This is a genomic window from Enterococcus devriesei (genome assembly GCF_001885905.1).
GTDB lineage: Bacteria > Bacillota > Bacilli > Lactobacillales > Enterococcaceae > Enterococcus_A > Enterococcus_A devriesei.
Genome location: NZ_JXKM01000005.1, coordinates 132,816 through 147,816, shown reverse-complemented (window position 1 = coordinate 147,816; position 15,001 = coordinate 132,816). Strand labels below are relative to the sequence as shown.

General features: G+C 41.1%; 16 protein-coding genes. 15 read left to right on the top strand and 1 reads right to left on the bottom strand.

Annotated features, from left to right (window positions below; all coding sequences use genetic code 11):
- Window positions 1–5: 5 nt before the first annotated feature.
- Window positions 6–647: a YigZ family protein gene (locus tag RV00_RS09095; protein ID WP_071862294.1), complete on the bottom strand. Its 642-nt coding sequence runs from the start codon at window positions 645–647 to the stop codon at window positions 6–8.
- A gap of 115 nt (window positions 648–762) precedes the next feature.
- Between RV00_RS09095 and RV00_RS09090 the strand changes: the two genes are divergently transcribed.
- The 15 genes from RV00_RS09090 (at window position 763) to RV00_RS09020 (ending at window position 14,627) form a co-directional block, all read left to right on the top strand.
- Window positions 763–1,044 (top strand): DUF7662 domain-containing protein, encoded by a 282-nt coding sequence (locus RV00_RS09090; protein WP_071862380.1) that lies wholly within the window; start codon window positions 763–765, stop codon window positions 1,042–1,044.
- A 145-nt stretch (window positions 1,045–1,189) separates the two neighbouring features.
- Window positions 1,190–2,494, top strand: a complete 1,305-nt coding sequence (locus RV00_RS09085) for a DEAD/DEAH box helicase family protein (protein ID WP_071862293.1) — start codon at window positions 1,190–1,192, stop codon at window positions 2,492–2,494.
- Window positions 2,484–3,149 carry a ComF family protein gene (locus tag RV00_RS09080; protein ID WP_071862292.1) on the top strand — a complete coding sequence of 222 codons (666 nt, stop codon included), beginning with the start codon at window positions 2,484–2,486 and terminating at the stop codon, window positions 3,147–3,149. The genes RV00_RS09085 and RV00_RS09080 overlap by 11 nt, the downstream gene beginning before the upstream one ends.
- A 137-nt stretch (window positions 3,150–3,286) precedes the next feature.
- Complete coding sequence (gene hpf, locus RV00_RS09075; RefSeq protein ID WP_071862291.1) at window positions 3,287–3,832, top strand: ribosome hibernation-promoting factor, HPF/YfiA family; 546 nt, start codon at window positions 3,287–3,289, stop codon at window positions 3,830–3,832.
- A gap of 264 nt (window positions 3,833–4,096) precedes the next feature.
- Window positions 4,097–6,628, top strand: a complete 2,532-nt coding sequence (secA, locus tag RV00_RS09070) for a preprotein translocase subunit SecA (RefSeq protein WP_071862290.1) — start codon at window positions 4,097–4,099, stop codon at window positions 6,626–6,628.
- Window positions 6,629–6,782: 154 nt separating this feature from the next.
- Window positions 6,783–7,893, top strand: a protein-coding gene (gene prfB, locus RV00_RS09065) for a peptide chain release factor 2 (RefSeq protein ID WP_143141780.1) whose coding sequence is annotated in 2 segments (ribosomal slippage) — window positions 6,783–6,854 and window positions 6,856–7,893 — 1,110 coding nt in all. Because the reading frame shifts where the segments join, the coding sequence is not laid out codon by codon here.
- A gap of 95 nt (window positions 7,894–7,988) precedes the next feature.
- Complete coding sequence (gene ftsE, locus RV00_RS09060) at window positions 7,989–8,678, top strand: cell division ATP-binding protein FtsE (RefSeq protein WP_071862288.1); 690 nt, start codon at window positions 7,989–7,991, stop codon at window positions 8,676–8,678.
- Window positions 8,671–9,555, top strand: coding sequence for a permease-like cell division protein FtsX (ftsX, locus tag RV00_RS09055; protein WP_084133279.1), 885 nt, complete (start codon window positions 8,671–8,673; stop codon window positions 9,553–9,555). The genes ftsE and ftsX overlap by 8 nt, the downstream gene beginning before the upstream one ends.
- Window positions 9,556–9,819: 264 nt before the next feature.
- Window positions 9,820–10,140 carry a DMT family transporter gene (locus RV00_RS09050; RefSeq protein WP_071862286.1) on the top strand — a complete coding sequence of 107 codons (321 nt, stop codon included), beginning with the start codon at window positions 9,820–9,822 and terminating at the stop codon, window positions 10,138–10,140.
- A 49-nt stretch (window positions 10,141–10,189) separates the two neighbouring features.
- Window positions 10,190–10,627: a GNAT family N-acetyltransferase gene (locus tag RV00_RS09045; RefSeq protein WP_071862285.1), complete on the top strand. Its 438-nt coding sequence runs from the start codon at window positions 10,190–10,192 to the stop codon at window positions 10,625–10,627.
- Between the two features lie 59 nt (window positions 10,628–10,686).
- On the top strand, window positions 10,687–12,135 hold the full coding sequence (cls, locus tag RV00_RS09040; RefSeq protein WP_071862284.1) for a cardiolipin synthase: 1,449 nt from the start codon (window positions 10,687–10,689) through the stop codon (window positions 12,133–12,135).
- A 93-nt stretch (window positions 12,136–12,228) separates the two neighbouring features.
- Window positions 12,229–13,080, top strand: coding sequence for a phosphate ABC transporter substrate-binding protein PstS (locus RV00_RS09035; RefSeq protein ID WP_071862283.1), 852 nt, complete (start codon window positions 12,229–12,231; stop codon window positions 13,078–13,080).
- Between the two features lie 52 nt (window positions 13,081–13,132).
- Window positions 13,133–13,909, top strand: a complete 777-nt coding sequence (locus tag RV00_RS09030) for an AraC family transcriptional regulator (protein ID WP_071862282.1) — start codon at window positions 13,133–13,135, stop codon at window positions 13,907–13,909.
- 67 nt (window positions 13,910–13,976) lie between these two features.
- Window positions 13,977–14,369, top strand: coding sequence for a VOC family protein (locus RV00_RS09025; RefSeq protein WP_071862281.1), 393 nt, complete (start codon window positions 13,977–13,979; stop codon window positions 14,367–14,369).
- Window positions 14,370–14,375: 6 nt separating this feature from the next.
- The gene (locus RV00_RS09020) at window positions 14,376–14,627 is read left to right on the top strand and encodes a helix-hairpin-helix domain-containing protein (RefSeq protein ID WP_071862280.1); all 252 of its coding nucleotides are present in this window, start codon (window positions 14,376–14,378) and stop codon (window positions 14,625–14,627) included.
- The last annotated feature ends 374 nt before the right edge of the window (window positions 14,628–15,001 follow it).

The window sequence follows — 15,001 nt, the reverse complement described above, 5'->3', positions numbered from 1 at the left end:
AGAAGCTAGGCCTCTTGGATGACTCGTTCAAAATAGCTGACCTCGCCCAAAGTAAAGTTTGCTTGGCCATTTAATAAATCGGTAATCTGTTCTTCAAAAGCTGGAACTTGTGCTTCGTCCACCATGCAAGTGGCGACCACTTGATCAGTGAATTGCGTGTCTTTGACGGTGATCTTTTGAGCCGTTAAGAAATTTTCTAGTTTGCCCCAGTTCGAATAATCCAATTGGATCAGAACTTCTTGCTGTAGCCGGCCCTCAACGATGCCAATATCGGCAATAGCCTGGGCGACCGCGCCTGAATACGCACGAATCAATCCGCCGGCTCCTAGCTTGGTGCCACCGAAGTACCGAGTCACGACGGCACAGACATTGATCAAATCATTTTTCTTTAATACTTCAAGCATCGGTACCCCGGCGGTTCCACTAGGTTCACCGTCATCAGAAGAACGCTGGATCTCGCTGCGCTCACCTAAGACAAAGGCGCTGCAGTTATGATTCGCTTTCCAATGCTCTTTTTTCAGCTGTTGGATAAAGGCTTTAGCTTCTTCTTCAGAGTCGATTCGCTTTAAGAAACAAATGAAACGAGATTTTTTGATTTCGATCTCATGTTGATGGTCTTGTTTGATCGTACGATAATTTTGCAGCATGATTTAGCCTCGCTTTTTTTCTCTTGTTTTCAGTATAGGAGAAAAGTAGGGCCGGTTTCAACTATCAAGTAAGGATACAAGTGAGAATTGAAAATTTTGAAGGTGAGAGATGACTATGACCCGTGTAAAAAAATATGATGCAATTACCCATTATTTAAAAAATAATAACGGCTCTCAAGTGACGCTGACCTTCACCCAATTTGACGAGCTGTTGTTTCCTAGAAGCGGCTTGCCACTGACTGCCCGACATGATCTCGATTGGTGGGCGAACGATTACCGCCATCCAGAAAAAGGTGCTTATGGCTGGCTGAATGCCAACTATGAAGTCGTGCAGGTCAATCTGAATAAAGAATATATCGTTTTTAATAAATTGGTAAAATCGAATTGGTTAATTTGAGTTTGTGAAAGAAGTGTGTGGGTTATTTCCCAAGAAGCTATTTCGGGACCACCGTTTATATGTAAGTAGGAGCTGGGATTAGATTAATGTCCAAGCTTCTTTTTTTGCGTATCTTTTGATAAGAATGTTTTTTAGGAGTGATTAAATGGCGATCACAGGCCAGCGGTTATTGCGACAAGAGTGGCAAGTCTTTTATCCTGATGTTGACTTGAATCAGGCTAGAAAAATCCCAGCGATGAACGCAGTGGGAGAGCGTTGGTTTTGCCAACGTTGTGGAAATCTTTCTCAAGCAGCGCTGCCGGCGGGTTTCTTCTATTGTCCGGTTTGCTTAGCGTTAGGAAGGATTACCAGTCATTCTTTTCTTTATTATTTTCCTGTGAAAGAATTGTCCGCAAGAAAAGTTGTCTTAGCTTGGTCGGGAGTCTTTTCTGCAGCTCAGGAAAAAATTGCCCGGCGCTTAGTCACAGATCAACCGATTGGGAAAACCTTTTTGCTGTGGGCAGTCACTGGTGCAGGGAAGACAGAGATTTTGTTTCCGTTAATCAAAGCGGTTTTGGAAAAGGGACAACGGGTGGTGCTGACTTCTCCACGAGTAGATGTCTGTAATGAACTCTATTTACGCTTCCGACAGGCTTTTCCTAAAGAAAAGATCAGTCTGTTCCACGGACAAGAACGAAAAGATGCCGGAGATACCTTTGTTATTTGCACCGTTCATCAGCTGTTACGCTATCAGGACTCTTTTGATTTGGTGATTGTAGATGAGGTGGACGCCTTTCCTTACAGTACAGATCCATTACTGCCTCAAGCGGTGGAACGGGCACAACGGGAAAAAGCAAAGCGAATTTATCTCAGCGCAACGCCGGATCAAAAATTAAGGCAAGCAGTCGATTGCCGTTATTACTTGCCGGCACGCTATCACCGGCGTCCCCTGGTTTTGCCGGAGGTCCTATGGACATTGAACTTAGAAAAATCATTAAATCGAGGCCATCTGAATAAAAAAATGTTACGGCGGATACTTTTACTATTAACAAAAAATCATGTTTTGCTTTTTTGTCCGAGTATCCAGCTATTAGCAAAAATCGAAAGCTATTTTAAAGCCAATTTGGCTGATAGTCGATTGACAACCGTGTTCTCCAAAGATAAGGAACGCTTGGTTAAAGTTGAAAATATGCGTGAAGGTCGGTATGACTTGCTACTTACAACGACGATTTTAGAGCGAGGTGTGACCTTTGAAAATATTTCGGTGGTGGTGTTACAAGCATCACATCGTGTCTTTAATCAAGCAGCGCTAGTCCAGATTGCTGGTCGAGCTGATCGCAAAGGAGCTTATTCCGAAGCGGAGGTCGTCTTTGTGACTAGTGAAATGACAAGGGACATAAAAACAGCAATCAAAGAGATTAGAAATCATAATCAACGAGCGTTACAGGAGGGCTTGATCGATGCACTGTAGTTGCTGTCAAAAAGAGCTGATTAAAAATCTGACATTACTGGAATTATTCTTTCAAGGCAGTCACCGCTGTTTTCATTGTCAGCAGCTTTTCACTGTGATTGAACAGAAGGCGGCTTGTCCCGGTTGTGGTCGTCCCAATTCAGCTGAATTATGCGGCGATTGTCTTCAATGGCAAAAGCAAGTCGGCTTTGTTTTAGAAAATCGTGGACTTTTTTACTATGATGCAGGTTTTCGCCAATGGATCGAAGGCTATAAATTTACTGGAGATTATCGTTTACGAGGAGCCTTTACCGCTGAACTGAATCAAGCACTGAAAAATTATCGTGACTATTTGATTTGCCCAATGCCTCTTTCAAAAGAACGTTTTGCTACGCGGGGCTTTAATCAAGTCAGCGGCTGCTTAGAGTTGACGAAACCAGCATATCACTTTTTATTGGAGCGTAAAGAGTTGGCGCCTCAGTCAGGAAAAACACGCGCCGAGCGGTTAAAAATGGAGCAGCCTTTTACGTTGAAGGTGTCAAAAGAAAAAATTAGAAATCAAAGAGTTTTATTAGTGGATGATGTTTATACAACAGGCCGTACATTGGTCCACGGGGCCGAGTTGCTCTATCAAAATGGCGTAGAAACGGTGAAAACTCTGACTTTTGCTCGATAAATGCTAAAATTTTGCTGCCAAAATTGGTAGCGATTTACTTTGCAAAAGGATTAGAGTTCGCTATAATAGGGTTAAGAAGAGAGGTAAGAGTGGTCCTTCCTCAATCTTCAGTTGGTAAGACGAAAGGGGCAATACGTATGTTTAGATATAATGTTCGAGGAGAAAACATCGAAGTTACCGAAGCTATCCGCAATTACGTTGAAAAGAAAGTAGGTAAGTTAGAACGCTACTTCACTGATGTTCCGGACGCAACTGCTTATGTAAATTTGAAGGTTTACACAGAAAAAACTGCGAAAGTTGAAGTAACGATTCCATTACCTTACTTAGTTCTTCGGGCCGAAGAAACTTCACCAGATTTATATGCAAGTATTGATTTGGTTGTGGATAAATTAGAGCGTCAGATCCGCAAATTTAAAACAAAAATTAATCGTAAAGCGCGTGAGACCGGTGTGCCTGAACGTGACGTGGAAGTGTTAGTGAACGCTGAAGATTCTGAAGAATCAGAATTAGAAATCGTACGTACAAAACGCTTATCACTAAAACCAATGGGCAGCGAAGAAGCAGTCTTACAAATGAATATGCTTGGACACAACTTCTTCATTTTTGAAGATGCTGAAACGAATGGTACAAGTATTGTTTATCGTCGTAAAGACGGCAAATATGGTTTGATCGAAACAGATTAATCAAAGAATAATGCCTTCCAGCTGAAGCTGGAAGGTTTTTTTATTTTCAGACAAAATAAAGCTTTTGAAATCAGTCGAAAAAAAGAAGTAACGGTCATTGATATGAAAGGAAGAATCAAAAATACTAAAAGAAAGTTTAATCATTCTATTAAGTACGCCATTATTCGCTAACAGAAGTTTCTTTTCTGTTGGACTAATGATAAAATATACTAGCGGGTTTCTATCAAAAAATAGAAAAAGAACTAAAGGAGATAAGACAAACGAATGGCAAACTTTCTTAGAAAAATGATCGAAAACGATAAAAAAGAATTAAAGCGTCTAAGCAGCATTGCTGATAAAGTTGAAGCGTATGCTGATGACATGGAAAAATTATCAGATGAGCAGTTACGCGGCAAGACTGATGAATTTAGAGGACGTTATAAGGCAGGAGAAACACTAGACGAGTTATTACCTGAAGCTTTCGCGGTCGTTCGTGAAGCAGCGAAACGGGTTTTAGGCTTGTATCCTTACCATGTCCAATTAATGGGTGGGATCGTCTTACACGACGGAAATATCCCTGAAATGAAAACAGGTGAAGGGAAAACCTTAACAGCAACGATGCCGGTTTATTTGAATGCGTTGACTGGTGAAGGTGTCCACGTTGTTACAGTAAACGAATACTTGTCTACGCGTGACTCGACTGAAATGGGTGAATTGTATAATTTCCTTGGCTTAAGTGTTGGCTTGAACATCAACTCAAAAACAGCCGATGAAAAACGCGAAGCTTACAATTGTGATATCACTTATAGCACGAATAACGAGCTTGGCTTTGACTATTTACGTGACAACATGGTGGTTTACCAAAGTCAAATGGTTCAACGTCCATTGAACTACGCAATCGTCGATGAAGTGGATTCAATTTTGATTGATGAAGCCCGGACACCATTGATCATTTCTGGTGCTGCTGAAAAATCAACGGCTCTTTACACGCGGACGGATAATTTCGTGAAGCGTCTAAAAGAAGATGAAGATTTCAAAATCGATATCCAATCAAAAACAATCGGTTTGACTGAACAAGGAATCGAAAAGGCAGAAGAAAACTTCGGCTTAGAAAACTTGTATGACTTAGAAAACACGGCCTTGACCCATCATTTGGATCAAGCCTTGCGGGCGAACTTCATCATGATTCGCGATATTGATTATGTGGTTCAAGAAGGTAAAGTCCTAATCGTTGACCAATTTACTGGACGGATTATGGACGGTCGTCGTTATTCTGATGGGTTGCATCAAGGGATCGAAGCCAAAGAAGGCGTTGAGATCGAAGATGAAACCAAAACGATGGCAACAATTACTTTCCAAAACTACTTCCGGATGTACAAAAAACTATCTGGGATGACTGGTACAGCTAAAACGGAAGAAGAAGAGTTCCGTGAAATCTATAATATTGAAGTTGTTCAAATTCCAACGAACCGTCCAATTATCCGGGCGGACCACGCAGATTTATTGTACCCAACCTTAGAAAGTAAATTTCATGCCGTGGTGCAAGATATTAAAGAACGCCATCGTAAAGGTCAACCAATTCTAGTTGGTACTGTGGCAGTTGAAACTTCTGAATTACTTTCAAATATGCTGAATGCGGAAAAAGTTCCTCACGAAGTCTTGAATGCCAAGAACCACTTTAAAGAAGCGGAAATCATTATGAACGCTGGGCAAAAAGGTTCCGTAACGATCGCCACCAACATGGCCGGTCGAGGAACCGATATTAAGCTTGGTTTAGGCGTTGTTGAATTAGGCGGCTTAGCCGTAATTGGTACCGAACGTCATGAATCACGCCGGATCGATAATCAGCTTCGGGGACGTTCAGGTCGTCAAGGAGATCCAGGTGTTTCACAATTTTATCTTTCATTGGAAGATGATTTAATGAAACGTTTCGGTTCTGAACGGATCAAAGCGTTCTTAGACCGGATGAAAGTCGAAGACGAAGATGCGGTGATCCAAAGCAAGATGCTGACTCGTCAAGTGGAATCTGCCCAAAAACGAGTGGAAGGAAATAACTACGATACACGTAAAAACGTCTTGCAATACGATGACGTGATGCGTGAACAGCGTGAAGTTATTTATAAACAACGTCAAGATGTCATCATGGGCGAAAAAGATTTATCGCCGCAATTATTGAACATGGTACGTCGGACGATCTCACGAGTAGTCGACAGCCATACTCAATTGGAAAAAGAAAATTGGAATCTTGAAGCGTTGGCTGATTTTGCCGGAACAACCTTGGTTCACGAAGACACGGTTTCAAAAGCCGACTTCGAAGGCAAAACACCGGAAGAAATGAAAGATTATTTGTATGGTCGTGCTAAAGAGGTCTTTGATGCGAAAGTAGCGCAATTACAAAGTCCAGAACAATTATTGGAATTTGAAAAAGTCGTTATTTTGCGAGTTGTCGATACAAAATGGACCGATCATATCGATGCGATGGATCAATTACGTCAATCAGTTGGCTTGCGAGCTTACGGGCAAAACAATCCATTAGTTGAATATCAAACCGAAGGCTACAAGATGTTTGAAGACATGGTAGGAGCAATCGAATTTGAAGTGACCCGTCTCTTCATGAAAGCGGAAATTCGCCAAAATGTACAACGAGAACAAGTTGCTCAAAACCAAGAGGAACACCCAGTAGAGGCCGATGGCGATCCTAAAAATTTGACTGAAACGAAACAACAACCGGTTCATGTCGAAAAAGTTGGACGCAATGATCCATGCCCTTGCGGCAGTGGTAAGAAATACAAAAATTGCCACGGTAAAGGATTATAAGAGCTTCACGCAACAGTTGATTTTCAGAGGAGCTGGGACATTTAGATGTCGCAGCTCTTGTTTTACGAATGGATCACTCAAATTTTTTGTTAAGCAGGTTTTTAGGATTGAATGAGGGGATATTTTCTTTATTCATGAGAAAGAGGGAATAAAATTGGAAAACGCAGAAATCCGGAATTTATTAGATACGATGCAAGAGCAAGTAACTAGTTTCAGGGGGTCTCTTTGACCTCGAACAGTTAGAAGAAGACATTGCAGAAGCAGAAAACCAAATGACGGCCCCCGATTTTTGGGATGATTCGGAAAAAGCCCAAGCACTGATCAATCACAACAATGGCGAAAAAGAAACCTACGATCAATTTCAAGCGATCGCTAATGAGAGCGAAGAACTTAATCTGATGTGGGAAATGCAGCAAGAAGAATTTGACAGTGAACTGCAAACAGAGTTGGAACAACGTTTGTTGCAGCTGCAGGAAAAAGTCGCAGGCTTTGAATTGTCCTTACTATTGGATGAGCCTTATGATAAAAACAATGCGATCTTGGAACTGCATCCTGGAGCGGGTGGAACAGAATCACAGGATTGGGGTTCGATGCTTTTGCGGATGTATACACGTTGGTCAGAACAGCATGGCTTTTCAGTAGAAACGATCGATTATCAAGCAGGAGATGAAGCGGGCATTAAGAGTGTGACCTTAATGATTAAAGGTACCAATGCCTATGGCTATCTAAAATCGGAAAAAGGCGTTCATCGTTTAGTTCGGATCTCGCCTTTTGACTCAGCTAGTCGGCGTCACACGTCATTTTGTTCGGTGGAAGTCATGCCTGAATTAGATGAAAATATTGAAGTTGAAATTAATCCAGATGATTTGAAAGTGGATGTTTACCGGGCAAGTGGAGCCGGTGGACAGCATATCAACAAAACATCTTCTGCTGTTCGGATCACTCACTTGCCAACCGGAACAGTCGTTGCCAGTCAGGCGCAGCGTTCACAATTTCATAACCGGGAAACCGCGATGCAGACATTGAAAGCCAAACTTTACCAATTGGAAATTGAGAAAAAAGAGCAAGAAGCGGCCGCACTACGAGGCGAGCAAAAGGAAATCGGTTGGGGCTCGCAAATTCGCTCCTATGTGTTCCATCCTTACTCAATGGTGAAAGATCACCGAACCGATTATGAGACAGGAAATGTCCAAGCGGTGATGGATGGTGATTTGGATCCTTTCATTGATGCTTACTTGAAATGGCGTCTAGCACAAGAAGCCTAAGCTAAAATGAAATCAAATTGTAAAGTAATGAAAGCCAGTTGCAATGTTGACGTGCTATAATAACAAAGAATTTAAGAGGTTTGGAGAGATAAAGCATGATTGAAATGCAGGATGTAACAAAAAAATATCCGAATAAGACAACTGCTGTACGTGGGATTTCGGTCCATATCGAGCAAGGTGAGTTCGTCTATGTTGTTGGTCCCTCTGGTAGCGGAAAATCTACCTTTATCAAATTGATGTACCGCGAAGAAAAAGCAACTTCTGGGAAAGTGTTGGATGTTGCTCGTCATGATTTATTGAAAATCAAAAATAAAGAAGTCCCTTATTTGCGTCGTGATGTCGGCGTCGTCTTTCAGGATTTCAAATTATTACCAAGAAAAACGGTTTATGAAAATGTTGCTTACGCAATGCAAGTAATTGGTCGTAAACCGCGTGAAATCAAAAAACGTGTCATGGAAGTGTTGGATCTTGTCGGCTTGAAACATAAAGTCCGCGTTTTCCCAAATGAATTATCTGGTGGGGAACAGCAACGGGTGTCGATTGCACGGGCAATTGTAAATACACCTAAAGTTTTGATCGCTGATGAACCAACAGGGAATTTGGACCCGGATACTTCTTGGGAGATCATGAATCTATTAGAGCGAATCAATAATCAAGGAACGACCATTGTTATGGCGACGCACAACAAGACAATTGTTGATACGATGCGCCATCGTTTGATCGCGATTGAAAATGGTTTGATCGTTCGAGATGAAGCGGAAGGGGAATATGAGTTTGATGATTAGAAATTTCTTCCGACATTTGTTGGAAAGTATCAAGAGTGTCAAACGTAACGGCTGGATGACATTGGCTTCAGTCAGTGCGGTGACGATCACGTTAACAATGGCAGGAATCTTCCTAGCTGTGATCATGAATGCGACAAAACTAGCTCATGATGTCGAAGGCAATGTCGAAGTGACGGTCTTTGTTGATATCGGTACAAAAGAAAAAGAATTAAAAGAATTAAAAACAGATTTACAAGATATCAACCATGTGGATAAAGTGACTTTCTCTAGTAAAGAGGATCAGTTGAAAAAAATCCAAGCCCAAATGGGTGACGCGTGGGATTTATTTGAAGGCGACAGCAATCCCCTTTATGATGTCTATGTAGTTAGTGCGACGGATGCTCAATATATTCGACCGGTCACACGTCAAGCGAGTCAATTGCCGAATGTCTTTAGAGCGAATTACGGCGGAAACTCAGCCGACCGTATCATTCAAATGGCGAAAGTCGTTCGGACGTGGGGACTAGCAGCCGCAGCATTATTAATTTTTGTGGCGATTTTCTTGATCTCAAACACGATTCGGATCACCATCATCTCACGGAAAACCGAGATTCAGATCATGCGTCTAGTGGGAGCGAAAAATGGCTACATACGCTGGCCTTTCTTCCTTGAAGGTGGCTGGATCGGCTTGATCGGTTCGATCGTTCCGATTTTAGTTTTGACTTATGGTTACCAACAAGTTTACGGTTTAGCAGCGCCTTATCTACTGCAATCAAACCTGGCGTTATTGCGTCCTAACCAGATTGTTTGGATCTTAGACATTGTCATGGCCGTCGGCGGTTATATGATTGGTTCCCTAGGTTCAGTGATTTCAATGCGTCGTTTCTTAAAAATCTAAGTTAGTAAGAAGCTACGACGGAAACGCCGTTTATTTGGAAGAAGGAGGTGCGACAAGACATTTGTCACACCTCCTTTTTAATAGCAAAAATTTGCTTTTTAAGTTAAAAGGTTCTAAAATAGCAATGAATTTAATTTAACCGCTGCCGAGCAAGGGAGCCAATTTCGTTAGGTCTTTGAAGAAATTGGACTCCCTTTTTTTGTTTGTCTTTTTTGGGGCTGAATTGACGGTGAGGAAATTAAAAAAATTGAGGAGGAATTTATTATGGCATGGGTAGCATTGATTGTGGCAGGAGCTTTCGAAGTTTTTTGGGCAACGATGATGAAATTAAGTGAAGGGTTTAGTCGGTTGAATTTTTCAATTTTAACCTTAATCGGTATGGCAGCTAGCTTTTTCTTTTTAGCGAAATCGTTACACGCCTTGTCAATGAGTTTGGCGTATCCGATCTGGACAGGAATCGGAGCGGTTGGTTCGATTATCGTAGGACTGCTGTTCTTTCACGATCACTTGTCTTTACTCACTAGTTTTTTTGTGTTGCTGTTGATTATCGGAATCATCGGGATCAAAGTAACTAGCGGACATTAGGAGAAAAATAGGTTACACTAATTCAAACAGAAAATTACAGGAGGCAATTATGATCAAAACCACCGATCAATTATCATCACAAGAATTATTGACTATTTTGCAAGCACGAACCGCCGTTTTTGTCGTTGAACAAAACTGTCCGTATCAAGAAGTCGATGAAATCGATCGTGAAGCGCTCCATGTTTATTTGATGGAGAATGATATGTTGCAGGCGTATGCACGGATTTATGAAACGGTTGACGGCATCCATTTTGGCCGTGTCTTGGTAGCAAAAGCATTTCGCGGACAACAGTTAGGACGAAAACTTGTTACGGAAACACTGGAAGCAATCAAAGAGCGTTTTCCCCAGCGGCCGGTGATTATTTCGGCACAAGCCCATTTAACCGATTTTTATCAGTCCTTTGGATTTGCGACTTGTTCGGAAATTTATTTGGAAGATGATATTCCCCACATTGATATGCGATTGGAAAAAGCGACAAATCATTAAAGTCGTCGGTTTACAATCCGCTTTTTCTCGGCTATTCTTTATAAGAAGGAGTTGGGGGCATGTCGTTTGTGACAGAGCATATGGGGTTATTTTTCTTAATTATCAATACAATTTTATCGTTTATTATCGTTTTTCGTGAACGTAAGGATACGGTCAATACGTGGGCATGGTTATTAGTCTTAACCTTTATTCCCGTATTGGGATTTATTTTATATATCTTTTTCGGGAAAGGGATCTCGAAGGAACGGATCTTTGATTTGAAGATTCAAACGAAAATCGGGATGAACGTTGAAGTGCAGCAGCAGCAGCGGGCCTTTCATCGCGGATTGTTTCCTAAGCCTAATACTGATCAAGTTGATCCGAGACAGTTGATCTATATGTTGACGATTTTTGAAAGTTCATTATATACCACCAATAATGAAGTGATACTTTATACGGATGGACGAGAAAAATTTGATGCACTGCTAGAAGATATCCAGCAGGCGAAGTTTCACATCCATATGGAATATTATATTTATCGGGCAGACGCTTTAGGGCTTGAGGTTCGCGCCGCACTAATGGCAGCCGCTAATCGTGGCGTAAAAGTCCGATTATTGCTGGATGCTTGGGGTTCCACGCAAGCCAACCGTCGTTTTTTTGCTCCTTTAATTGAAGCTGGAGGGGAAGTGGAATTTTTCTTTCCATTGTTTCTGCCTTATATAAATCCACGAATGAATTATCGTAATCATCGTAAGATCGTAGTGATCGACGGAGAGATCGGCTATACTGGTGGTTTTAACGTCGGCGATGAGTATTTAGGATTAGTAGAGAAATTCGGTTATTGGCGGGACAATCATTTACGGATTCGTGGCCATGCTGTTTATACTTTGCAGAACCGCTTTTTGATGGATTGGAATTCTCAACAAAAAAATGAAGTTGTCTATCAACCGGATTATTTTCCGGAGATTGAGTCTGAAGGCAAACTGGCCTTGCAAATTGTCAGCAGCGGTCCGGATAGTGAACATGAACAAATCAAAATGACTTATTTAAAAATGATCAATCTAGCTAAGAAAGAAATTTTGATTCAAACACCCTATTATATTCCCGATGCTTCGATTCACGAAGGGTTGAAGCTGGCGCTGCTATCAGGTGTCAAAGTACGAATCCAAATTCCTAATAAACCGGACCATTTGCTGGTTTACTGGGCGACTTATTCCTTTGTTGCCGAGCTGATCGAATATGGTGCGATTATCGAAACCTATGAGAATGGATTTATCCATGCGAAAACAATGGTGATCGATTCCGGAATTGCCTCGGTGGGTTCAGCGAACATTGATGTGCGCTCATTCAAATTGGATTTTGAAGTGAACACGATCGTTTATGATAGTGATTTTGCGGAACAGGTGAGAGCAGCGTTTTATCAGGATTCAACGTGTTCTGAGCTGTTGACCCAAGAAAAATACGATCAGCGTGGCACTTGGATTAAATTTAAAGAAGGCATTGCCCGACTAATTTCACCTCTCTTATAAAAATTATTTGCGCTTTCAGGGTTTGATAGGATAAAATGGACTAGCTTGTTTAATGTAACTTAATTCAAAGGAAACATGTTAAGGAGATTTTTCATGAAGAAATGGTTATTAATTCCTCTATTAGGAATGATTTTACTTTTGTCAGGCTGTTCAAAATGGATCGATCGCGGCGAGTCAATCACTGCTGTGGGTTCATCTGCACTGCAACCACTCGTTGAAACGGTCGCTGAAGAATATCAAGGTAAAAATCCCGGAAGATTCATCAATGTCCAAGGTGGCGGAAGCGGAACGGGTTTGAGCCAAGTCCAATCTGGAGCTGTAGATATTGGAAACTCGGATTTGTTTGCGGAAGAGAAAAATGGGATTGATGCAAATAAATTAGTCGATCATAAAGTTGCGGTTGTTGGAATTACTCCAATCGTCAATAAAGGGGTAGGCATAAAAAATATTAGCTTAGAAAATCTGCGGAAGATTTTCTTAGGCGAGATCAAAAATTGGCAAGAAGTCGGCGGCAAAAATCAGGAAATTGTAATTTTGAATCGTGCGTCAGGTAGTGGTACACGTGCTACCTTTGAACAGTGGGTCTTAGATGGGAAAACCGCGATTCGAGCACAGGAACAAGATTCCAGTGGGATGGTGCGGCAAATCGTAGCTGATACGCCGGGAGCAATCAGTTATACCGCTTTTTCTTATGTAACAAAAGAAGTTCAAACACTGAGTATCGATGATATCCAGCCAACAGATGAAAATGTCAGTACCAATCTTTGGAAGATCTGGGCCTATGAGCACATGTATACTAAGGGTCAGCCAAAAGAATTAGTCAAGGATTTCCTTGATTATATGCTTTCAGAGGATGTTCAAGGAAAGGTCGTTTCCAAACTCGGCTATATTCCAATCTCTGACATGAAGGTCGAACGTGATTGGGAAGGCAATGTAATCAAATAAGATATAAGGGCATGGAAGAATCCATGCCCTTTTTTAGAGGGGAGCGCTTAAGTTGTACTATCCGATTCAACTTCCTTTTTTATTAAATGAAGAGTTCACGCGCGTCATGAACTATCGCGAAAAAAATTGTTCAACCGAGAATCAATTTATTCTCTGTTTTTGGTCGATGTTTCCAAAAACAGACCAGAAAAGTCGTGTGCAGAATGTCATCATCGCTGACGGCTGTATTGATTTGATTGTAGAGTTTGATCGAAAAATAATCGGCTTTTCGGGAACTCGCCAAACCGATTTTAACTACCAAATTCAGAGCCCAGCCTATTTTTTCGGTGCTCGAATGGTGCCAGGAGCTTTTCATCAATTAACAGGCGTTTCGGCGGAGAAGGCGATGGATAAATTCGTATTGCTTGAGGAAATTTTCATGGATTTCGATCAAGAAAAATTTTTTTCACTTGGCTTTGAAGCGGCGCAGGAATTCTTCCAACAGTATTTAGCAGAAAAATTTGCGGGACTTGAACCGAATAAATTTACTGAGCTTTTTCCACGACTTGCCAATAACATTCCGAAACAGACACAAGAGTTGTATCGACAGTTGAATTTTAGTCCACGCCAATCTCAACGATTGTTTGCCCAAAATTATGGACTAACTCCTAAAATGGTGCTAAGTATCCTACGATTCCAAAAATGTTTACAAATATTAACGGCTCAGCAAGCTAAACCGGCGGATATTTTGGCAGTGACCGACTATTACGATCAGCCTCACTTCAATCGCGATTTCAAACGCTATCTTGGGATCACCCCGCTGGAGCTTTTAGCTCGCTACAAAAATTGACGCATTTTTACAATCGGTTCTCTGCCTTCCTTGCTAAAATGAATGTAACAACAAGGAGGCGTTAGAAATGTTTAAAAATATAACGACCAATTTAATGGTAGAAAATGTGACGACATCGGTTGAATTTTATCAAAAGATGCTTGAGCTGGAAGTGCTAGCCTCAGTTCCAGAAGAAGGACCAACATTGCAGTTTGCGATTTTATCAAATGAAACGCTCACCTTGATGGTGCAAGAAAAAAATAATTTAGCCGAGGAATATCCCATCTTAGCAGCGGAAAAGATTCAGCCCTCCATTTCGTTGTACATTACTGTTGAAGATTTTGACACCCTTTATCAGCAGATTGAAGAAATTTATCCAATCTATACCAAGGTCCACAGGACTTTCTATGGTGCGAAAGAATTTGCCATTGCAGATCCGGATGGGTATGTCTTGACCTTTGCGGAGTATCAGGAAGGATGAGCTTTGATGGAAAATGACCTGAAAGAAATCCCCGGCATCGGCCTCAATATGGAGCAGCATTTAATTAAAGCCGGCTATCCGACAGTTGCATCATTGAAAAATCAAGATCCTGAAACTATTTACCTAAAGGATTGTATAGCGCAAGGAACAAAAGTTGATCGTTGCGCTTTGTATGTCTATCGCTTGGCTGTTCATTATGCGGATCATGAAGGCAGCTTGCCAAAAGAAAAACAGAATTGGTGGGATTGGCAGGATTGATTTTAGTGTTCTGTTAGAAAAAAATTTAAAAGATTGCCAGTCAAAAGGATGAGTTTCCTCCTTTTGACTGGCCTTTTTTTGTAGAAAATTAAAAGAAGCAAGTTTATTCATCGAACAGTTAATGCTTCGGATTAAGAGAAAAGCTAATTAATTTAAAAAATAAGAGTAATAACATAGAGCAGTTCAAATTTCTATAATTTCCCCCTATTCTACCTGAAAAGGAGCCTTACGTTCAATAATTAATGTTATTTAAACGACTATGGCACTTTATCTGACTCATTATGTTAGTTTTGCTGCAAAAATATTATTTTTAATCACTCTTTGACTTTTTGCGAGCATAGTTATTGTTGTAAGTTGATTATATAACTAAATGT

Excerpts from the sequence above, each read along its gene's own strand:
- ftsE (WP_071862288.1), top strand. The coding sequence starts at position 7,989 with ATGATTGAAATGCAGGATGTAACAAAAAAATATCCGAATAAGACAACT.
- ftsX (WP_084133279.1), top strand. The coding sequence starts at position 8,671 with ATGATTAGAAATTTCTTCCGACATTTGTTGGAAAGTATCAAGAGTGTC.
- RV00_RS09045 (WP_071862285.1), top strand. The coding sequence starts at position 10,190 with ATGATCAAAACCACCGATCAATTATCATCACAAGAATTATTGACTATT.
- RV00_RS09025 (WP_071862281.1), top strand. The coding sequence starts at position 13,977 with ATGTTTAAAAATATAACGACCAATTTAATGGTAGAAAATGTGACGACA.
- RV00_RS09020 (WP_071862280.1), top strand. The coding sequence starts at position 14,376 with ATGGAAAATGACCTGAAAGAAATCCCCGGCATCGGCCTCAATATGGAG.
- RV00_RS09085 (WP_071862293.1), top strand. The coding sequence starts at position 1,190 with ATGGCGATCACAGGCCAGCGGTTATTGCGACAAGAGTGGCAAGTCTTT.
- cls (WP_071862284.1), top strand. The coding sequence starts at position 10,687 with ATGTCGTTTGTGACAGAGCATATGGGGTTATTTTTCTTAATTATCAAT.
- RV00_RS09095 (WP_071862294.1), bottom strand. The coding sequence starts at position 647 with ATGCTGCAAAATTATCGTACGATCAAACAAGACCATCAACATGAGATC.
- hpf (WP_071862291.1), top strand. The coding sequence starts at position 3,287 with ATGTTTAGATATAATGTTCGAGGAGAAAACATCGAAGTTACCGAAGCT.
- secA (WP_071862290.1), top strand. The coding sequence starts at position 4,097 with ATGGCAAACTTTCTTAGAAAAATGATCGAAAACGATAAAAAAGAATTA.
- RV00_RS09050 (WP_071862286.1), top strand. The coding sequence starts at position 9,820 with ATGGCATGGGTAGCATTGATTGTGGCAGGAGCTTTCGAAGTTTTTTGG.
- RV00_RS09090 (WP_071862380.1), top strand. The coding sequence starts at position 763 with ATGACCCGTGTAAAAAAATATGATGCAATTACCCATTATTTAAAAAAT.
- RV00_RS09080 (WP_071862292.1), top strand. The coding sequence starts at position 2,484 with ATGCACTGTAGTTGCTGTCAAAAAGAGCTGATTAAAAATCTGACATTA.
- RV00_RS09035 (WP_071862283.1), top strand. The coding sequence starts at position 12,229 with ATGAAGAAATGGTTATTAATTCCTCTATTAGGAATGATTTTACTTTTG.